Source organism: Vibrio sp. G-C-1, assembly GCF_021728015.1.
Lineage (GTDB): Bacteria > Pseudomonadota > Gammaproteobacteria > Enterobacterales > Vibrionaceae > Vibrio > Vibrio splendidus.
On the sequence record NZ_JAKKCR010000010.1, the window covers coordinates 193,555 to 213,630 of the forward strand.

The 20,076-nt window shown below is 44.1% G+C and carries 18 protein-coding genes; 9 read left to right on the top strand and 9 right to left on the bottom strand.

The features are described from left to right. Positions 1-12: 12 nt before the first annotated feature. Positions 13-1,419 (bottom strand): nodulation protein NfeD, encoded by a 1,407-nt coding sequence (locus L3V36_RS15915; RefSeq protein WP_102575487.1) that lies wholly within the window; start codon positions 1,417-1,419, stop codon positions 13-15. 411 nt (positions 1,420-1,830) lie between these two features. Here L3V36_RS15915 and L3V36_RS15920 point away from each other — a divergent pair, with 411 nt between their 5' ends. Then, a complete protein-coding gene (locus tag L3V36_RS15920) occupies positions 1,831-3,150 on the top strand; it encodes a dicarboxylate/amino acid:cation symporter (protein WP_338418946.1) in 1,320 nt (439 codons plus the stop codon). Positions 3,151-3,251: 101 nt separating this feature from the next. Here the strand turns inward: L3V36_RS15920 and L3V36_RS15925 are convergent, their stop codons facing one another. The 5 genes from L3V36_RS15925 to hisC form a co-directional block, all read right to left on the bottom strand. Further along, positions 3,252-4,559, bottom strand: coding sequence for a TRAP transporter large permease (locus L3V36_RS15925; RefSeq protein ID WP_010438025.1), 1,308 nt, complete (start codon positions 4,557-4,559; stop codon positions 3,252-3,254). Between the two features lie 21 nt (positions 4,560-4,580). Beyond that, entirely contained in the window at positions 4,581-5,060 is a 480-nt protein-coding gene (locus L3V36_RS15930) for a TRAP transporter small permease (protein WP_102441651.1), read from the bottom strand. 67 nt (positions 5,061-5,127) lie between these two features. Continuing rightward, entirely contained in the window at positions 5,128-6,087 is a 960-nt protein-coding gene (locus L3V36_RS15935) for a TRAP transporter substrate-binding protein (protein WP_017076380.1), read from the bottom strand. A gap of 591 nt (positions 6,088-6,678) precedes the next feature. After that, the gene (locus L3V36_RS15940; protein WP_102450290.1) at positions 6,679-7,452 is read right to left on the bottom strand and encodes an ABC transporter substrate-binding protein; all 774 of its coding nucleotides are present in this window, start codon (positions 7,450-7,452) and stop codon (positions 6,679-6,681) included. Between the two features lie 10 nt (positions 7,453-7,462). Beyond that, on the bottom strand, positions 7,463-8,605 hold the full coding sequence (gene hisC, locus L3V36_RS15945) for a histidinol-phosphate transaminase (RefSeq protein ID WP_102575485.1): 1,143 nt from the start codon (positions 8,603-8,605) through the stop codon (positions 7,463-7,465). 181 nt (positions 8,606-8,786) lie between these two features. On the opposite strand from hisC, the gene L3V36_RS15950 reads away from it, so the two are divergent. From L3V36_RS15950 to gspS2, 6 genes are all read left to right on the top strand, one after another. Further along, positions 8,787-9,674 (top strand): LysR substrate-binding domain-containing protein, encoded by an 888-nt coding sequence (locus L3V36_RS15950; protein WP_017094465.1) that lies wholly within the window; start codon positions 8,787-8,789, stop codon positions 9,672-9,674. A 286-nt stretch (positions 9,675-9,960) separates the two neighbouring features. Next, positions 9,961-10,209, top strand: coding sequence for a hypothetical protein (locus L3V36_RS15955; protein ID WP_004736516.1), 249 nt, complete (start codon positions 9,961-9,963; stop codon positions 10,207-10,209). Between the two features lie 146 nt (positions 10,210-10,355). Next, positions 10,356-10,976 (top strand): septation protein A, encoded by a 621-nt coding sequence (locus tag L3V36_RS15960; protein WP_017094464.1) that lies wholly within the window; start codon positions 10,356-10,358, stop codon positions 10,974-10,976. 195 nt (positions 10,977-11,171) lie between these two features. Then, entirely contained in the window at positions 11,172-11,570 is a 399-nt protein-coding gene (yciA, locus tag L3V36_RS15965; RefSeq protein ID WP_004736513.1) for an acyl-CoA thioester hydrolase YciA, read from the top strand. Between the two features lie 195 nt (positions 11,571-11,765). Further along, positions 11,766-12,062 carry a YciI family protein gene (locus L3V36_RS15970; RefSeq protein ID WP_004736512.1) on the top strand — a complete coding sequence of 99 codons (297 nt, stop codon included), beginning with the start codon at positions 11,766-11,768 and terminating at the stop codon, positions 12,060-12,062. A gap of 1 nt (position 12,063) precedes the next feature. Continuing rightward, positions 12,064-12,462: a GspS/AspS pilotin family protein gene (gspS2, locus tag L3V36_RS15975; RefSeq protein WP_004736511.1), complete on the top strand. Its 399-nt coding sequence runs from the start codon at positions 12,064-12,066 to the stop codon at positions 12,460-12,462. A gap of 108 nt (positions 12,463-12,570) precedes the next feature. Here gspS2 and metE read toward each other — a convergent pair whose 3' ends face one another. Further along, positions 12,571-14,919, bottom strand: coding sequence for a 5-methyltetrahydropteroyltriglutamate--homocysteine S-methyltransferase (gene metE, locus L3V36_RS15980; protein ID WP_208775663.1), 2,349 nt, complete (start codon positions 14,917-14,919; stop codon positions 12,571-12,573). A gap of 279 nt (positions 14,920-15,198) precedes the next feature. Here metE and L3V36_RS15985 point away from each other — a divergent pair, with 279 nt between their 5' ends. Then, a complete protein-coding gene (locus L3V36_RS15985) occupies positions 15,199-16,110 on the top strand; it encodes a LysR substrate-binding domain-containing protein (RefSeq protein ID WP_102497985.1) in 912 nt (303 codons plus the stop codon). A gap of 217 nt (positions 16,111-16,327) precedes the next feature. Here the strand turns inward: L3V36_RS15985 and L3V36_RS15990 are convergent, their stop codons facing one another. Both L3V36_RS15990 and L3V36_RS15995 read right to left on the bottom strand, forming a co-directional pair. Further along, positions 16,328-16,528, bottom strand: coding sequence for a DUF4250 domain-containing protein (locus L3V36_RS15990; RefSeq protein ID WP_004736508.1), 201 nt, complete (start codon positions 16,526-16,528; stop codon positions 16,328-16,330). Positions 16,529-16,649: 121 nt separating this feature from the next. Continuing rightward, positions 16,650-17,330 carry a hypothetical protein gene (locus tag L3V36_RS15995; RefSeq protein WP_017080955.1) on the bottom strand — a complete coding sequence of 227 codons (681 nt, stop codon included), beginning with the start codon at positions 17,328-17,330 and terminating at the stop codon, positions 16,650-16,652. 237 nt (positions 17,331-17,567) lie between these two features. Between L3V36_RS15995 and L3V36_RS16000 the strand changes: the two genes are divergently transcribed. Then, complete coding sequence (locus L3V36_RS16000) at positions 17,568-19,967, top strand: YgiQ family radical SAM protein (RefSeq protein WP_102447668.1); 2,400 nt, start codon at positions 17,568-17,570, stop codon at positions 19,965-19,967. Positions 19,968-20,076 lie beyond the last annotated feature (109 nt).

Below are 20,076 nucleotides of genomic sequence, written 5' to 3' on the forward strand. Positions count from 1 at the left end.
TAACAGTCCGCGCTAGCTAGATTTCGATGATGTATCATCGGGCAGCGCCTCAACATCCAAAGATAGCCCCGTCAGCTTGGTCACTCTGATGATCTGCCCCACTTGCAATTCACTCGCACATTTGGCTTGCCAGATCTCACCTTCGACTAGCACATGCCCCGCACCGGGGAAGCCGCTTACCACTTTGCCCGTGTCACCGACTACCGCTTCCATCCCCGTAATCACTGGTTTGTTTCTCACTCGGACTAGCATTGATATTGTTACGACGATAAAGGCAACAGAGAACAAACTGATCCCGATAATTAACGGCAATGCGATTTGATAACCCGGCACTTCGGTATCCATCAACATGATCGAGCCGAGCGTAAACGCAGCGACGCCGCCCAAACCGAAGATGCCAAAACTGGGGCTAAAGGCCTCTGCGACCATCAAAGCAATTCCCAATAGGATTAAAGCAAGGCCCGCGTAACTCACAGGCAGCATTTGTAAGGAGTACATCGCTAATAACAGACAGATACCGCCCAAAACACCCGGTAGCCCGACGCCGGGGTTATAGAATTCGAGTAACAAACCGTAGATACCAATCAGCATCAAAATATATGCAACGTTCGGGTTCGTGATCACTGACAGCAAACTAAAGCGCCAGTCTTGTTCCCGCTCGATAAAAACCACCTCATTGAGCTGAACTTCCTGACTGACACCGTTGATGGTGACGGTGCGCCCGTTACTCAGTTCAACCAATTGCTGAAGGTCGCTAGCAATAAAATCAATCACGTTAAGTGTGAGTGCGTTCTCTGAGTCTAAACTTGCTGCCTCTCGCACCGCTTTTTCTGCCCATTCTTCATTACGGTTGTGTAGCTTAGCCAAACTGACAATGTAAGCCGCAGCATCATTGATGACTTTCTTCTCCATCGCAGTGGTGGCTTTTACTTGGTCTGAGTTCTCTTGTTTGGTTTCGTCTTGATCACTCGCCGAAGTGTTATCATCTTTATTAGCATCGTCTTGAGGAGATAACGGATTAGCAGGCGCTTTGCCCCCACCGAGCGACACAGGGGTTGCTGCACCTAGATTAGTTCCGGGCGCCATAGAAGCGATGTGACTAGCAAGTAAAATATAGGTTCCCGCACTCGCCGCACGTGAGCCTGCTGGCCCAACCCAAGTTGCTATCGGAATCGGTGACGTGGTGATGGATCGAATAATGTCACGCATCGACGAATCTAACCCGCCAGGCGTGTTCATTTTCAAAATGATGAGCTTTGCTTGCTCATCGTGAGCTTGTTCTATTTCTCTAGTGAGGTAATCACTGGTCGCCGGACCTATCCCTCCGTTCACCTCAATCACCCAGACATCATCGGCCTGAGCGAATACAGAGCTGAACAACAGAAGAAACGCAAACAAGTACTTTAATATAAAAGTCATAGCCCCCCTCCTTACAACTGAGATGCTAGATAGACGTTTTATTTAAAGCGCAGAGGTAACATCTTGGTAATAAATAGATACCTTAAGCATAGTTCAGGCTAAATTTCACACAACACGTAACTGTGGATTCACCCCCAACATAGGCGTTCAAAAAACACTCGCAAATGAAATCAAAATGTTAACAAGACGTTTTCAATACCAGCGCTTGCAAATCATTCACAAAATCTCCAGAGAAAAGGCTTTTATAAATTCAACAAATAACATCGTAATAAAAAACCAAGGCAAACGATTGCATTGTTGTTCAAAATCAACAAATGACATTAGACCACCTGTTTTTCAGAGACTTTCACCTCTGCTCATATTGATAAATGTAAAGGATACGTGTAAAACTCGTCGCGAAATATTAATCCAATGGTACATCGTACATTGGTGAGTAGTTCTGGGATTTTTATATTTAGTAGCACAGAGGTTATGGAAGTGTTAAAAGAAAAGAGTTTACTAAGCAACATCGGCGTTCAAGTCGTTATTGCAATGATCATCGGTACCGCTGTCGGTGCAATGATGGGTGACAGCGCAACAATGTTCGCTCCACTGGGCGCAATCTTCATCAGTTTAATCAAGATGCTGGTTATTCCTCTAGTCGCAGTCGCCCTAATTTCAGGTGCTGCAGGTCTAGGTAATAGCTCATCAGCAGGTAAAGTTGGTGTGGTTACACTGGGTTACTTTGCACTAACGTCTGCACTTGCTGTAGCACTAGCGCTTGTAATGGGTGAAGTATTCGAACCGGGTCGTGGTATCGATGTTTCTGGCGTTGAAGGTATGTTCTCTTCTGAATACGCTGCGAAAGGCGAACTTCCAACGTTCTGGGCAACCATCACGGGCATGATCCCGACCAACGTTTTCCAATCACTGAACGAAGCTAACATTCTGCAAATTCTCGTTTTCTGCTTATTCTTCGGTATTGCGATTTCTAAACAAGCGAAAGAAAAACGTGACCCAATCATCAATGGCGTAAACGCGATTGTTGACGCTATGGTATGGATGATCAACAAGGTTATGATCATTGCACCACTTGGTGTATTTGGCCTAATGGCAGAAGCAGTCGGTACATTCGGCTTTGGCGCACTTATGGTCGTGTTCAAGCTGTTCATTGTCTACATCGCTGCGATTCTGATCTTCGGCTTTGTGGCTTACCCACTGATGATTCAAATCTTCACTAAGACTTCTGCGAAGAAGTTCCTAGTGGCGATGAAGAAGCCTCAAGCGGTTGCACTATCAACAGCCTCTTCAATGGCGACACTGCCAGTAACAATGGAAACGGTAGAGAAGGAACTTGGCGTTCGTAACTCTACGGCTTCATTCGTTCTGCCTCTTGGTGCGACGATCAACATGTCTGGTAACGCAATTTACTACGGCCTAGTTGCTATCTTCTTCGCACAGCTGTTCAACATCGACCTATCTATGGGTGCTTACGTTGCTATCATCGTAACGTCTACCCTAGGTGCGGTTGGTCAAGCTGGTGTTCCAGGTCCTTCTTTCCTAGTGGTTGCGGTTCTTCTAGCAGCTGGTATCCCTATTGAAGGTCTACCTCTGTTGTTCGCTCTAGACCGTATCTTCGACATGATCCGTACTGCTCTAAACATCACTGGTGATGCAGCATGTGCAGTCATCGTTGATTCTCTAATCGAAGACGAAGCGAAAGAAGCTGAGCTACAAAAACAGCAAGCGTAATATTAAGCTTCAGTTTGATTTATAAATAAAACCGCCTTCATGAGGCGGTTTTTTATTAGGTAATGATCGATATTGATTCGGTAAATCTTACCCTTGTCAGGCTAATTGATGAGTCCAAACGCACGAGGCAGAGCCAAACTAATTTCAGGAATAAAAGTAATGGCCAACAGTGTGACGATCAATACGGCACAAAACGGCATGATACTTCTTATAACATTCTCAATCTTGGAGCCACTGACACTACAACCCACAAATAGCGCCGTGCCAACGGGTGGCGTTGCAATACCAATACATAAGTTGAAGATAATCATCATCGCAAAGTGAATTGGATGCATGCCTAAATGCTCAGCAATCGGCATAAAGATAGGGGTAAAGATCAATACGGCTGGCGTAAGGTCCATAAACATACCCACGATCAGTAAAATCAGGTTCATCAGAATAAAGATGATAATTGGATTATCTGAAATAGAGAGCATCCAATCGCTGATCATGGTTGGTAGTCCGGTAAACGCCATAGCCCATGACATGATGGTAGAAGCACCAATCAAAAACAGCATAATGCCAGTGACCTGAACGGTTTCTCTACAAATTATCGGGAAGTGTGCCCATTTAAGAGTTCGGTAACAGAGTGACAGTATAAAAGAGTATAGAACCGCTATACATGCCCCTTCTGTTGCAGTGAAAATCCCACCAATAATACCGCCAATAACCACAACAATAAGCCCTAAGCTTGGTGTTGCTTGCCAAACAATATTCAGCACATCTTTCGTTGTGAAGCCGTCATTCGCACTTGTTTTGTAGCCCTTCTTTTTAGCGATGAAATAGGCGACGACCATACAACTTAAGCCCATTAAAATACCTGGGACATAACCTGCGATAAACAGCGCCGCAACGGATGTTCCACCCGATACCACTGAAAATACGATCAGGGAATTACTCGGCGGTATTAGTAAGCCTGCCGGGCAAGATGCAACGTTTACTGCTGTTGCTAAGTTTTTATCATAGCCATCTTTTTCTAATTCAGGACCTAAGGTTTTACCAACCGCAGCAGCTGCTGCAACAGCTGATCCTGAAACAGCGCCAAACATCATATTGGCGAAGATGTTCACGTGAAAAAGTGAGCCCGGAATCCAACCAACCAAGAGCTTTGCAAGGTTGATAAGTCGACTCGCGATGCCACCCACATTCATTATATTCCCAGCGAGGATAAAGAAAGGGATGGCTAATAAACTGAAACTATCGATACCGGTAATGATTTTTTGACCCGCAGTAATACTCGCGACTTCAAACGGTAAGATGAAATACATGATGGTTAAAGATGACATGGCAATTGCAATCGCAATCGGCATGCTTATCGCGATCATGAATAAGAATAGGCCTAGCAGCCAAACACCAATGGACAAATCCATAATATAGAGTCCTTTTAAAACTTACTTTTTGTTGGGTTCACAAAAAAGATCAAACGTATTCATGACCAAATAGATGAGGATAATAACGGCTGAAATCGGCAATATTGAATACACCGTCGACATCGGTAATTGCAGTGCTGGAGAGAGTTGTTGTGTGGTCCTTCCCATTAAGGCAATACCACCTTGAAGCATTGCCAGAAATACAAATGCGCCAGAAATGACATTGATGAGTACATGTAATGCGATATGTGCTTTACCCTTAAGATAACCATCCAATAACGTTATAGCTAAATGCCCTTTGATACCGAATAAGTAGCTTGCTCCTAATAAGCCAAGCCATACCATCGCATAACGAGCAAGTTCATCAGTCCAGTTACTTGGATCATTCAAAACATAACGACTAAAGACCTGCCAAGTGACAGTAACGACAAGTAACATGAGTGCAAAAGAAGAGACAAAAAGAATCAGCCTATCAAGTAGGTTTCTGAAAGTTGCTAACATGGTGTGATACCTCAAAAAATTTTGCCTTAGCAAAGCCAAGGCAAAATTATATTTTCACTAAGACTGATTAAAGAGCTTCAATTTTTTCAATGAATGGAGCTAGTTTTGGATCTTTTTTCGCCTCATCAATCATAGGTTTAACAGCTGCACGGAAAGGGGCTTTATCAACTTCAACAAACGTTACGCCTTCTTTCATTCCTTTCTCTTTGTTCATGTCATCTGTTGCGTCCCAGATTTTGATCTGCTCTTCAAGAGACTCAGCAGCAGCTTCTTTTAAGATCTTTTGCTCTTCTGCCGTTAATGAACCCCATTTGTATTCTGAAATGATGATCACGTCAGGTGTCATCATGTGCTGATCCATAGAGTAAAATTTGGCAACTTCACTGTGTTTCATTTCAACTAAGCTAGAAATATTATTTTCAGCACCGTCAATTACGCCTTGTTGCAGCGCCGTGTATACCTCATTGAAAGGTACAGGCGTTGCTTTACCACCTAATAGGTTAACCATTTCCATCATCGTTGGAGAACCCGGAACTCGAACTTTCATACCAGCGAGATCAGCCGGTGAGTTAATGGCTTTTTTAGCGTAGAAGCTACGTGTGCCTGAGTCATAGAACGTAAGACCGATGAAGCCTTTACCTTCACTTGAAAGTAACATCTCTTGTGCTGCTTCACTTCGCATGAAGGTTCTCATATGTGGAACGTCACGAAATAAGAAAGGCAGTGCATTAACTTTAAACGTTGGTTCAAAAGATTCGGCTAGCCCACCGTTGATTTTAGCCATATCAATCGCGCCGGTAACAACTTGCTCAGCTTGATCACGTTCAGAGCCTAGTTGACCGTTTGGAAAGATCTTAATCGTAAGGTCACCATTCGATTTTTCTTTCACTTTATCAGCCATGATCACCATGCCTTGGTGAGCTGCGCTTTCTAATGACATTGCATGCCCTAAGGTCAAAGTTTTTGCTTGAGCGCCAAATGCCATAAGAATTGAAGCCGCTGCAATCGTCAGTAGGTGTTTTTTCATGTTCTTCTCCAGAATCCATTTTGTAAGAGGTACAGTTTTTATATGCAACGCTATAGCTAAGTTTGAAAGCTAACGTTCTATTGCACATCGCTCATAGCAGTAACGTTTCATTACAACATTCTTACCCTTATGAATTTTGTATTACAATACTATGTGTATATTTTGTGAACTAAGGTTTATCTATTGGCCTGAGAACCTAATTGATTGTGATACCAATCATATTTGGGACTAATTGGACCATTAAGCAGCCCTAATTTGTATTTTTTGGGAAGTTCGATTACTTTCAACTGCTTTAAGAACAATCTCTTAGCAAAGAAACACCTATATATTTATGTTATTTTAAGACATTAAATTCAGTTATGGAGCACGACAAAGAAGGTCTCCTCGATTGAAAAAGCGAGTCGTGAAATGCGGTTTCTGAGGTGGTCGAGGTAAGGTTTTAGGCTGAGCGTATGGAACAAGAGTGGATAAGCAGGGATAAAGACAACGGTGGGAATCTTACTAAGACGAATTATTTGTAACAAAAATCCGAGAGCTTTACAGCCCTCGGATTTTTGTTTTTAGTGGTCTAGTTTTTAGGCGTTAAACGAATTACAAATCAGCGCCATAAATATCAAACGTGAAGTACTTAGCAGCGATCTTGTCGTAAGTACCGTTCGCTCTGATCTCTTCAATCGCGGCATTGAATTGTTTCGCCAGTTTTGAATCCTGCTTTCTTAACGCTAGTGCCGTGCCTTCGCCAATGTAGGCTTTGTCGGTCACTGCTTTGCCTTTGAATTCAAAGTCCTCTCCTTCTTTTTTATCTAAGAAAGCTAATGACAGTTGATCCGAGTTACCAAACGTTAGATCTAAACGACCATTCTGCAGATCCAGATAAACTTCATCTTGGCCGGTATAGCGTTTAATGTTTGCCACATCACCAAACTTGTCTGTTACGTAGCGATCGTGAATCGTACCTTGCTGAACACCGATGGTTTTACCTGCTAAGCCTGCCTCATCGACGCTGAATTCCGCGCTTTTAGCAGCAACAAACACGGCTGGTGTTTGGTAGTACTTATCGGTGAACAAAATCTTACGCTTACGCTCTTCGGTAATACGCATTGAAGCCATGATCACATCTGACTTTCTTGCCAACAAACTTGGAATTAACGAGTCCCAACTTTGTGAAACCCAAGTACAATCGAGTTTGGCTTGCTCACACAAGGCATCAGCTATCTCAATATCAAACCCGACAGGCACACCGTCACTGTTTTTATAGTTGAATGGCGGATACGTAAAGTCCGACGCCAAACGGATTTCTTTCGCCTGTACCGTTGTACCAAGTAAAGCGGCCGCACAAGCGAGTCCTAGTATTATCTTTTTCATCATTACCATCCTAGATATGATCTTTATCGAGTTGAGATTGAGTTTCTTTATGTTGAGATTGTTGAATTTGTTTGCCTTGTTGATTCTTTTCTAATTCGGTTTGGTAACGTGTTAGTGACGTTATCACTTCTAACATGCTCTCTTGGCTACCAATACTGATTCGAACACAGTTACGCAAAGCAGGTTCATGGTTTTGATTCCTTGTCACAATGCCATCCTTCGCCAATACACTGAACACTTGATGCCCAGGTTTTTGACGCAGCAAAATAAAGTTCGTCGATGAAGGGTAAACAGACTCGATGAAATCAAACTGAGTTAACTCACAAGCAAACCAGTTACGTAGTTCGACCAGCTTTTGTGTGGCGTCTTGCATCACTGAAACTCGCTCATCAGACAATGCGTCTAACACGATTTGCGATGAGCAATCCGGCATCGGATAAGGTGGAATTAATTTAGCGACATACTGCATCACATTTTGACTCGCTAAGATAAAACCACAACGAACCGCAGCCAGTCCAAAAGCCTTAGACAAGGTGCGAATCACTACCAGATGCGAATAACGCTCAATAAGGCTCACCGCTGACGTTTGTGGTTCAAACTCGATATACGCTTCATCGACTACCACTAGAGACTTTCCAATCGTACCTTCCAGTACCTGAATCAAATCCGATTTAGGAATCACATTGCCCGTTGGGTTATTTGGTGAGCAAAGAAACACGATATTAGCCAACTTCGCTTTGTTCACAATATCAGTGACGTTAAGGCTGAAGTCTTCCTGCAATGGAGAATCCAAGGTATTAATCGCTAATGCATCGGCGCAAAACTCATACATTGCATACGTTGGTGAACAAATAAGTATATTGTCACTCGCTGGCTTACAGAATGTTCTGGTCAGTAAATCTATCGCTTCATCGGCGCCACGAACGGCAACCGTTGCAACATCAGTTCCGCAATACGCTTGATAAGCCTTAGCAATATCTTGCGGTAAAAAATCTGGGTATCTATTGTGGCTTGCTTCTCCTGGAAACAACGAGCTTTCCAATTCATTGGCGTTTAGCCAGACTCGTCCATCACCACCAATTCTTCTTGCTGATTGATAAGGTATTAATTTTTTTACAGCCTGAGGTACTAAACTATCGATAAAAGATGTCAAGAAGCTATCCCTTTCACAAAATCACAATGTCTTCACCACTGCGTTCATATTCAATAAATGCGACTTATACACATATTGAATCACAAATGATGATTAAGTATTTACATTCAAACAGAACACTATTGATAAATGAATCGAAATAATCACATAATAGCCATGATAAAAAATCATAGGTAAAGATATGAATCGCACACTTCCTTCAACCAAAACTTTGCTCGCGTTCTTGTCGACGGCAAGGCATCTCAACTTTACGCGCGCGGCACATGAGCTCAATGTTACGCAAGGTGCAGTAAGTCGTCAGATATTGTCGTTTGAAGAAAGCCTTGGCTGTGATCTCTTCTATCGACACGCTCGAGGATTGTCTTTAACTCCGAAAGGCAAAGAACTGGTTCCCCTGATACAAGGAACGATTCATCAACTGCAATCGGCTCTCAATCAAGTGGCAAGTTCTCCCTCTAAGATCAAACTCAACGCCCCCAGCTGTATTACCTCTTGGCTGCTACCCAAATTGATGTCTTTTCAGCAAGCCTACCCTGAAATTGATGTCGAGCTCACGTCGACCATCAAGCACGTTTTTGAACCAAGCTTTGACCCGTTTGACGCCGTAATCACCTATGGAAAGAAGCCAAACCAACAATCGATTGTGAGCCAGTTATTGTTCAACGAGCAGCTGGCTCCGGTCTGCCAGGCGCAAAGCATTACGCAGGGCCATCTTGTAAGTAGCGCTTCTACTTTCATCAAGCCACACAAGCTCGCTCAATACACTTGGCTACACGCCAACAATGAGCAGAGTGATTGGCGACTTTGGTTAGAGCACATAGGAAGTCATGACCTTTCAAGTAAGAACAACCAACAATTCGCGACACTTGATCAAGCGATGAATGCAGCCATTCAAGGGTTTGGCATTGCCATAGGCGATATCACGCTGGCTAAGCAAGATATTGATTTGGGCAGGTTGGTGAAAGTGAGTGAAGGCAGTGTCTTTTCTGGAAATGGTTACTTCTTGCTGCAGCCTAAGAATCGACAAAATACATCTTTATCTACGCTGGTTGATTGGCTTGTCGATTAGCGGCAATCACCATAGATAGAAGCACACTATAAACGGCAGTAGAGCGTCATAATGAGAATTTCATCGTTCTCAAAATGAAACTATTTTATGTCTGTTACGTATTGGTTGTCAGAGAATAGAACGTACCTCGCCTTAACTATTTGAAAAGAAGTTCAATTCTATCTGGTAGGGAAAATGTTCCGTTCAACTAGAGAAAATGGCATTCGAATTGCTTTGTCATAGATAACCCAACCAATATACAGCAGGTTGCAACAGTTTCACTGCAGCTTGTCACGGAGGATAGGCTATGACCTTACAAAGACATACGTATTACGGCTTGATTCACCATGGAATTAAAACCTTATTAATGGACAGAATTGGCCACTTCACAGAGCGTGAATATCACGAGTATCTCGACCTAACGACAGGCAAATCGACGTGTTTTGCCATGAGTGAGCAAGAGCTCGAAAACACCTTAGACAGCTTAAAGAGCGAAGGTTACCTTGAAGATATCAAGAAGCTAATACCTCGCTACCAAACCACATCAATGCGATAACGTTATCCGACTCGATGATGAAAAGATCCGACTCAATAAACCAACTAGATAGAATTAATTAGCACCCAATTGTCTCGGGCTATTTAGCATCGAGACAGTTTTCGTTAGACTGTCTGCAACTCAACTAACTGGACAGTCAGTGCCACATGAAGCAAATCCTTGATTTCATTCCTCTCATTATTTTCTTTGCGCTGTATAAGATGTATGACATCTACACGGCTACAGGTGCATTGATTGTTGCTTCCGCAGTACAAATCGTTTTGACATACGTCATCTACAAGAAAGTAGAGAAAATGCAGATCATCACATTTCTGATGGTTGCCGTATTTGGTGGCATGACCATTTTCTTGCACGATGACAACTTCATTAAATGGAAAGTAACCATCGTTTATGCATTGTTCGCTATCGGCCTGACCGTCAGTCACTTGATGGGCAAATCAGCAATTAAAGGCATGCTGGGTAAAGAGATCACACTTCCTGAAGCGGTATGGAGCAAGATCAACTGGGCTTGGACTTTGTTCTTTACTCTATGTGCCATTCTCAACGTTTACGTTGCTTTCAGCCTACCCTTGGATGTCTGGGTAAACTTCAAAGTGTTTGGCTTACTGATCGCTACTTTTGCATTTACCTTGCTAACGGGTGTCTATATTTATAAGCATTTGCCAAAAGACCAGCATCTACAAAAAGATCAGCATTTGCCAAAAGAACAGCATCTACAAAAAGACCAGCAGAAAGAGTTAACGGATAAAAATACCGACGAGAAGTAACCCTAAGGGATGAGTCCTCATCCCCTTTTTGATACAATTATTATCAATACGCTATTTAACAGTGGCCAATGATACTCGTGATCATTGGCCACTGATTGTTTGTGTTCGGTGAATACGTTAAAAATACGACCACCGCGAGCCCCGCAAACACATCTATTTAAATTTAAAACAATCAATACCATTAAGAGTACAACAATGACTATTCAATCAACTTTGAACCCGATTGGTTCTTTACTTCTTCGCACTTTGGCGATGCCTTCTGATACCAATGCAGCAGGCCAGATTTTCGGTGGTTGGATAATGTCTCAGCTCGACCTTGCTGGCGGGATACTGGCGAAAGAGATCTCTAACGGCAAGATAGTCACGGTTTCAGTATCAGGTATCGAGTTCAAACAACCAGTTTCAGTGGGTGATGTGGTATGTGTTTATGGTGACTGCACCAAGATTGGTCGCAGCTCGATGAATATCGACCTAGAAGTATGGGTTAAGCCGGTACTTGATCACGGCATCGGCGATCGTTACAAGGTATGTGGCGCGACATTCAACTACGTTGCTGTAGACGAAAGCGGTAAACCCCGCCCAATTAATAAATAGTACTTTCGACAGCCCTATCGTACTGTAAGGTCTTTAGCCATTTCGATTAAAAATGCTAAAGACCTTCTCACTCTCCCGCACCATTTCACAATTTCTTATCATTAGCTCTTCCAATACCAATTAGTTCGCGTAAATTAGCAAGATAGCGAATTTAAACGCCCTCAATTTAGTGAAGTAAAATAAGGATATCTCAATATGTGGTACGTGATTTTTTCTCAAGACGTCGAAAATTCATTAGAAAAACGCCTAAGTGTTCGCCCACAACATCTAGAACGCCTACAAACACTTCACGATGAAGGCCGCCTTTTGACAGCAGGTCCAATGCCAGCGATTGATTCAGATAACCCTGGTGAAGCGGGCTTCACAGGTTCTACTGTGATTGCTGAGTTTAATTCTTTAGACGATGCACAGGCATGGGCAGACGCAGACCCGTACATTGCTGCAGGTGTATACCAAAATGTGATTGTTAAACCATTCAAGAAAGTATTTTAACGTGAAAAAATGGATTATCGGTTCACTGGCCGCTGTTCTGCTTGCAGGCTGCAGCTCATCAAGTGAACAAGACAAACAAAGACAGCTAGAAATGATGGCGCAGCATCGCGCTGGCGTTTTATCCGCAGGCCTTCCGATTGAGTATGGCCCGCTGTCGGTCATGCGCGTGCTGGCAAAGAACACGGTTATCGAAATCATGATGATCTACAACCAAGATGCAAAAGGTGCTAAACCTTTAAACCAAGTTGTAGACATGAGTGTGAATAGCTACTGCACCAACTCTGAAGTAAGAGCAAACCTCGACATGGGCTTGGCTTACAACATCAAGATTCGCAACACTCGCGGACAACTGATCGTTGAGAAGCTGATCAGTAAAGATACGTGTCAAAGTAGCAGCTAGTTTCTAGCTCGAGATTCGAACAAGTATAAAACCAGAAGGCCTCGCAAATGCGAGGCCTTTGTTGTGGTTCATCGTGGATTAACGGATCAATCAAAATCTTAGACTGAATTATACCTCAGCTGATTCCCACTCTTTACGCAGTGTCTTAGTCGCCGAAACTAAGTTAGTCAGTGCGGCTTCTGTTTCTGCCCAGTTACGCGTCTTCAATCCACAATCTGGGTTCGCCCACAAACGTTCTGCTGGGATTTTTTCTGCCGCTTTCTTAAGTAAATCCACAATCCACTCCTCTGAAGGAATGTTTGGCGAGTGAATGTCATAAACACCCGGTCCAATCGCATTCGGGTAGTTAAACTCTTCAAACGCTTTCAGTAGCTCCATGTTCGAGCGAGAAGTCTCAATGGTAATCACATCGGCATCTAGCGCGGCTACTGAATCAATGATCTCGTTGAACTCGCTGTAACACATATGGGTATGGATCTGAGTTTCTGGTTTAGCACTCGCCGCTGAGATCTTAAAGGCATCGACCGCCCACTCTAGGTATTCTGCATGGTCGCGCTTTTTCAGTGGTAAACCTTCGCGAATAGCAGGCTCATCAATTTGAATAATGTTGATGCCTGCGTCTTGTAAATCAGACACTTCATCGCGCAGAGCAAACGCCAGTTGATTCGTGATTTCTTTGCGTGAGATGTCTTCACGTGGGAATGTCCAACATAGAATAGTGACGGGTCCTGTCAGCATGCCTTTCATCTGCTTCGAAGTCAGAGATTGTGCATAGGTCGACCATTCCACCGTCATCGGTTTCTCACGTTCTATATCCGCGACCACAATCGCGGGCTTCACGCAGCGAGAGCCATAGCTTTGTACCCAACCAAACTTGGTGGTTTGAAAGCCTGCTAGATTTTCTGCAAAGTACTCCACCATATCATTACGTTCCGCTTCACCATGAACCAACACATCCAAATCTAAGGCTTCTTGGCGCTTAACGGCATCCGCGATGTGACCTTTCAATGCAGAGTTATATTCCGCTTCACTCAATTTGCCGGTGCGGTAGGCACTGCGTTGAACACGGATTTCTCCGGTTTGTGGGAACGAACCAATGGTTGTGGTTGGTAATAGCGGTAAGCCGAGAACTTCAGACTGATGTGCCGCACGTTCTGCATAAGGCGCACTTCGATTTGCTAGTGCTTTCGTGATGGTATTAAGGCGCTCTCGTACCTGAGGCTTGTTCACATGAGTCGCGCTCTTGCGTGCAACAATAGGTTGGCTGTAAGTCTCACACGCTAAAATGGCATTTTGATCGCCATCTAACGCAGCCCCCAGTAAACTCACCTCGGTGACTTTCTGTTTCGCGAAAGCAAACCAACTCTTCACTTCTTCGCTGAGCGAATCTTCTAACTCCAAATCTACTGGGCTATGCAGTAGTGAACATGAACTTGCGACCCATAGTTTATCGCCTAGCTTTTCTTTCACAGGTTGCAATAACTCAAGCTGAGAAGCTAAGTCTGCTCGCCAAACATTGCGTCCATTGATTGCACCCGCAGAAAGTACCCAATCTTCCGGTAACTTATTCACCACTTCATCGAGTTGCTGCGGTGCGGCAGCCAAATCAATGTGTAAGCCGTTGACGGGAAGCTCCACGATCTTGTCTAACGTATCAGTCACAGAATCAAAGTAAGTGGTCAGCAATAGTTTCACATCGCCTTGAATCACTTGATAAGCCAACTTGAATGAATCAGCCCACTTAGTCTCAAGTTCCAGAGATAGAATGGGCTCATCGATTTGCACCCACTCAACACCCAGCTTGGCAAGTTTAGCAAAAATCGCTTGATAGGCAGTAAGAAGGCGAGGCAACAGAATTAAGCGATCAAAGCCCTCTTCCACTTCTTTGCCTAAGTACAAATATGACAGTGGGCCGAGAAGTACAGGCTTAACTTTGTGTCCTACTTTTATCGCTTCGTTCACTTCGTCAAACAGCTGCGGCCAGCTCACATCAAAGGTGTCGTCTTTACTGAACTCAGGAACAATGTAGTGGTAGTTAGTGTTGAACCATTTCGTCATGTCGGAAGCAGCTGAACTGTCTTTCGTGACATCATTCGACGTATGCGTACCACCGCAGCAAGTAGATTGAACTTGAGATTGACCACGACCAACGCGGAACAAGGTATCTAAATCAGGGAAAGCTTTTTCATCTTCAGAACCACCAGCATGGCGTTTTGGCACGTGGCCTAGAAGTAATGTCGTTGTCAGAACATGGTCGTACCATGCGAAGTCACCCGCAGTTGCAAAGCTAAGATTCGCGTCAGCTTGTACATTCCAGTTACGATTTCTTAATTCGCTGCCGAGTTGCTTGAGCTCAGATTGATCGATTTCACCGCGCCAGTATTTCTCGAGCGTGAATTTGAGTTCTCTTTTCTCGCCGATACGTGGGTAGCCAAGAATATGCGTTGTTGTCGTCATGAGTCTTTTCCTTATTCGATAATTTTAATTTCCGGTCAGACTGCCTTTGATGATTTCACTTTCCCACAAAGGCGTCTGGATGGCTAAACTATCTCCTTAATCCGATCTATGGACAACGTCCAAATATTCATCTTGTTTATTAATAATATTCATCTTGAATCATCCAAAGATGAACAGTTTAAATCCATCTGGACATCTAGACGTTTACAAAAGATCAAAAACACCGTAGGGTGATTATTAAGAAATATTGAATTGGCTTAGGGAATATGAGGAATACTCATGATAGAGCTTAAACACCTTCGAACATTGACCACCTTGAGAGACAGCGGATCGTTAACAGCCACTGCGACCTCTCTTCACCTGACTCAGTCGGCGCTTTCTCATCAATTGAAAGACCTTGAAGCGCGTATTGGCGGTCAGCTTTTCCTGCGTAAAACTAGGCCAGTGAAATTCACCTCTGAAGGTGAAATCTTGCTTAAGCTCGCGGATGAGATACAACCAAAGATTGCTAAAGCAGAGAATGAGTTGGCGAGCCTGAAAGAGGATGTGAATGGTCGGTTGCACATGGCGATCGAATGTCACTCATGCTTCCAATGGCTAATGCCCGCTTTGAAAGAGTACCAAGTTGCTTGGCCAAGCGTGACGCTAGATTTCTCGTCAGGGTTCGGGTTTGAGCCTCTACCGGCATTGATGGCAGGTGAGTTAGATTTGGTGATCACCTCCGATATACAGCCCCGTTCTGAAGTTCACTACGAACCGCTTTTCGATTTTGAGATGCGTCTTATCACCGCGATCAACTCTCCTTTGGCCGAAAAGTCGAGTATTGAGCCGCAAGATCTTAGTGATATCACGATGCTCTCTTATCCGGTTCAAAAACAGCGTCTTGATGTTGTGAAACACTTTTTGCAACCGGCAGGCGTAGAGCCGAAGAAATGGAAACAAGCAGACAACACATTAATGTTGGTGCAAATGGTATCAGCTGGCTTAGGGGTTGCAGCCTTACCTAACTGGGCGATCAGCGAGTTTTCAAGACAAGGATTAATCGCCAGTAAACCACTGGGCAAAGGACTTTCAAGACGACTATTTGCGGCGGTAAGAAACTCCGAGAAAGACAAACGTTATCTGCAAGCTTTCTTTAGCACGGCAAGACAGCAAAGTAAGAGTCACCTAGATGGCATTGAAGTCGTTTAAGAGACGCGTTGTTGGGTTAGTTTATGCCTGCGTTGAACCTGATAGGCATGCGCCAAAAACAAAAAAGTCACAGATTATCTGTGACTTTCTTCTTTTAGCTTTAGTACCGACGATGGCGGTACTTGTTCATTCACGATAACTGGCTCACAATCGATAGCTAGTTCATTCTCGATAACTGGCTCACTATCAATCAATAGAACATGCGCCAGTTTGTTGCTTATCTTGGATAAGACTTAAACTGGTTAGTTAATGGATCGTATTGATAGCCAAGCATATCAAGCTTACCTACAACACTTTCTATATCCATTTCATACATACTGATCAGCTCTTCAAAGCTATCGCATTCTAAGCGAAGTTTTTCATTCACGATTCCCAGCAAAATAATGCTATCGAAACCTTTGACGTTGCTTAAATCCATCCCGTACTCCTAACGAACACACCGACTAGATTTAAGTTTAGAACGCTAACCAACACCACGCTAAAAAACAGATCACACTTTTTCGATTCAACACCGAAAGGCGTGTGAGATCAGTAACCGCCTACATCGCCCAAACTGGCGTTAAACCAACGGCCGCCACCAATAACATCAACAATGAAATAGTCAGCTGTAGCTTTTCAGGGGTTTTAACGAACAATAGATGCCAACACCACACTACGATAGCTGAGATTAGCAAAGCAAAGCTAAACAGTAGGGTTGAAATCATTGGCTCTAATTGAGCTTCAGACAGAGAATAAACATTTACGACCGTCGCCAAAACCACCAGCATGCCGGTTAATACGCCCACAACAGGCAGCACACGGTGAAATGCTTGTAAGCGTGTTCTCGCAATCGTCAGCAGTAAATGACCAAACGCAGACCCCAACAGTGCCACTAGCAGTAAAGTAGTAATAATACCGACGGTGGTTGCTTGCTCAGTCGCTTGAATAGCAACGTATGAAAGCGCCAAACCACACGCAAGGTACATCACCCAAATAGGACCAGAATCACGTGTCTTCTTAGTTTGAACTTGAGAATAGAAATAAAAGATCGCGAACACGACAAGAAACGCTTCAATTCTTAATGAAGCAACAGCAAGCCAAAGCACGCCAATCGCAGGTAACATCTTGTGAATACGGCCACGTTGACCAGGGCAAATATCACCCTTCACTAAGATTAAAGTTAAGATCAGTTGGGCTCCTAATAGCATGGGAGCAAATTGTACTAATAATGATTCGACCATTGTGGATCTACTTATTCAGACTTATTTTCGCGAATAATATCAAAAACTGCTGCGAACACTAATCAAAATCACAAATTAGCGACGTTATTCAAGGCTTCAACTATGCTGTTGTATGGTTCTTTTGTCAGCATTATCTGCAAAATGGCGAAAGACATCAGAACTAACAGGGGCATGTTCTACTGGCTAGTCTAGGCTCATGCCGCTATAATTCCCGCCTCAAAAATCAGAGGTTGAAATATGTACAGCGATATCACTCCTATTCACGAACACAAAAAATACTGGGCCGAGTGCTACGGAACAGCACCCTTTTTGCCTACCAGTAGAAAGGAGATGGATGCTCTTGGATGGGATAGCTGTGACATTATTATTGTAACTGGTGATGCTTATGTCGATCACCCGAGCTTTGGTATGGCTATCATTGGCCGTTTACTTGAAGCTCAAGGTTTCCGCGTGGGCATCATTGCTCAACCAAAGTGGGACAGTAAAGATGCCTTCATGGAACTGGGTAGACCTAACCTATTCTTCGGCATCACTGCGGGTAACATGGATTCCATGATCAACCGCTACACCTCTGATCGCAAACTTCGTCACGACGATGCCTACACACCAAACAATGAAGGTGGTAAGCGTCCTGACCGTGCAACTCTGATTTATTCTCAACGTTGTCGTGAAGCTTACAAAGGCACACCAATCGTTCTTGGTGGTATTGAAGCGAGCTTACGTCGCGTTGCGCACTACGACTACTGGTCTGATAAAGTTCGTCGCTCTGTATTGTTTGATGCAAAAGCAGACATTCTTCTTTTCGGTAACGCTGAGCGTGCACTGGTTGAAGTCGCACACCGAATTGCCGACGGCGAAGATATGTCAACGCTGACAAATATTCGCGGTACTGCTATCAACTTGCCTGCAGCGCCTGAAGGTTACAAAATTATTGATTCTTCTCGTATCGAAAAACCGAACAAAGCCTACGTTCCGGTTAACCCGTACGAAGTAGAAACGCAGTGTGATACCAAGAAAGATGAAAAAGAAGAAGTAAAGGCGCAGCCAATTACTATTCGTCCTTCTCGTCACGATGCAAAAACAACCGCGGTTCGTATCCCTGGTTTCGAAAAGCTCAATAACGACCGTATTCTTTACGCTCACGCTAGCCGTATTCTGCACCTAGAGACCAACCCGTATTCAGGTCGTGCTCTTATTCAACGTCACGGTGACCGCGAACTATGGGTAAACCAAGCGCCAATTCCTCTTGCAACTGAAGAGATGGATTACGTGTTTGGCCTTGCTTACAAGCGTGTTCCGCACCCTATGTATGGCAAAGCAAAGATCCCTGCATACGACATGATTAAAACTTCGGTTAACATCATGCGTGGTTGTTTTGGTGGTTGTTCTTTCTGTTCAATCACAGAGCACGAAGGTCGTATCATTCAGAACCGTTCGAAAGAATCGATCTTGGATGAAATCGAAGACATTAAAGATAAAGTACCTGGCTTTACCGGTACCATATCTGACTTGGGTGGCCCAACGGCGAACATGTATCGTCTAGGTTGTTCTGATCCTAAAGCTGAAATTAACTGTCGTCGCCCATCATGTGTGTTCCCTAAAATCTGTGAAAAACTGAACACAGACCACCAGCACACCATTGATCTTTACCGCTCAGCGAGAAAGGTTCCGGGCATCAAGAAAGTAATGATCGCATCAGGCGTTCGTTATGACCTTGCGATTGAGTCTCCAGAATACGTACGTGAGCTTGTGACTCACCACGTTGGTGGTTACTTGAAGATTGCTCCAGAGCACACTGAAAAAGGCCCTCTGGATCTGATGATGAAACCGGGCATGGGCACTTACGATCGTTTCAAAGAGATGTTCGAGAAGTACAGCGCTGAAGCGGGCAAGAAACAGTATCTAATTCCTTACTTCATCTCTGCTCACCCGGGCACGGAAGATGAAGACATGCTTAACCTTGCGTTGTGGCTGAAAAAGCACAACTACGAGTGTGACCAAGTACAGAACTTCTACCCATCGCCAATGTGTAATGCGACGTCGATGTACTACTCAGAGACCAACCCTCTGAAACGCGTGAAATACAAAAAACGTGAAGATGTTCCTGTACCGAAAGGTGATCGTCAACGTCGTCTGCATAAAGCACTGCTTCGTTACCACGATCCTGAGAACTGGAAGATCATCCGTGAAGCACTGATCAGCATGGGCAAAAAGCACCTAATTGGTGACAAAGCGAACTGCTTAGTGCCAGAAGAAGATTTTGAGGCTCAAACACCAGCACAGCGTCGTAAGTCTGGTCGTCACGGCTCGCAACGTTTTGCAACTAAGCACAGTAAAGCTCAACCGGGTCTTGGCGGCGAAAGCCCACGTAACCATTCTAAGCCTGGTGGCAATAAGCCTAAACCGGGTGGTAAGAAGCCAACAGGTAGCCAAAGCAACGGCAATCAGGGCAACGGGAAGCAGAACGGTAATGGTAATAAACCAGCGACTGGCTTCATCAAAAAAGCCCCTGCTAGTCAGCAATCGCAAGGCAATGCCGGCGGAAATGGCAAGCCAAACCGCAACAAAGCGGGCAATGGTCAAGGTGGTAAACCAGCAAGTAACGGAAAGAATCGCCAGCGCGCAACACAGCGTTAATATCGCGAGCCGATTTACTTCACTATCGTAAAAATACAAAGCGCAGCTATTTAGCTGCGCTTTTTTGTGTCTGTTACCAATATTTTTAATTGGCTAATTGATTACAAGA

Excerpts from the sequence above, each read along its gene's own strand:
- L3V36_RS15950 (WP_017094465.1), top strand. The coding sequence starts at position 8,787 with ATGAATCGCACACTTCCTTCAACCAAAACTTTGCTCGCGTTCTTGTCG.
- L3V36_RS15940 (WP_102450290.1), bottom strand. The coding sequence starts at position 7,452 with ATGAAAAAGATAATACTAGGACTCGCTTGTGCGGCCGCTTTACTTGGT.
- L3V36_RS15935 (WP_017076380.1), bottom strand. The coding sequence starts at position 6,087 with ATGAAAAAACACCTACTGACGATTGCAGCGGCTTCAATTCTTATGGCA.
- L3V36_RS16000 (WP_102447668.1), top strand. The coding sequence starts at position 17,568 with ATGTACAGCGATATCACTCCTATTCACGAACACAAAAAATACTGGGCC.
- L3V36_RS15985 (WP_102497985.1), top strand. The coding sequence starts at position 15,199 with ATGATAGAGCTTAAACACCTTCGAACATTGACCACCTTGAGAGACAGC.
- L3V36_RS15995 (WP_017080955.1), bottom strand. The coding sequence starts at position 17,330 with ATGGTCGAATCATTATTAGTACAATTTGCTCCCATGCTATTAGGAGCC.
- L3V36_RS15925 (WP_010438025.1), bottom strand. The coding sequence starts at position 4,559 with ATGGATTTGTCCATTGGTGTTTGGCTGCTAGGCCTATTCTTATTCATG.
- yciA (WP_004736513.1), top strand. The coding sequence starts at position 11,172 with ATGACTATTCAATCAACTTTGAACCCGATTGGTTCTTTACTTCTTCGC.
- metE (WP_208775663.1), bottom strand. The coding sequence starts at position 14,919 with ATGACGACAACAACGCATATTCTTGGCTACCCACGTATCGGCGAGAAA.
- L3V36_RS15915 (WP_102575487.1), bottom strand. The coding sequence starts at position 1,419 with ATGACTTTTATATTAAAGTACTTGTTTGCGTTTCTTCTGTTGTTCAGC.
- L3V36_RS15970 (WP_004736512.1), top strand. The coding sequence starts at position 11,766 with ATGTGGTACGTGATTTTTTCTCAAGACGTCGAAAATTCATTAGAAAAA.
- L3V36_RS15930 (WP_102441651.1), bottom strand. The coding sequence starts at position 5,060 with ATGTTAGCAACTTTCAGAAACCTACTTGATAGGCTGATTCTTTTTGTC.
- L3V36_RS15990 (WP_004736508.1), bottom strand. The coding sequence starts at position 16,528 with ATGGATTTAAGCAACGTCAAAGGTTTCGATAGCATTATTTTGCTGGGA.
- L3V36_RS15960 (WP_017094464.1), top strand. The coding sequence starts at position 10,356 with ATGAAGCAAATCCTTGATTTCATTCCTCTCATTATTTTCTTTGCGCTG.
- L3V36_RS15955 (WP_004736516.1), top strand. The coding sequence starts at position 9,961 with ATGACCTTACAAAGACATACGTATTACGGCTTGATTCACCATGGAATT.
- L3V36_RS15920 (WP_338418946.1), top strand. The coding sequence starts at position 1,831 with ATGGTACATCGTACATTGGTGAGTAGTTCTGGGATTTTTATATTTAGT.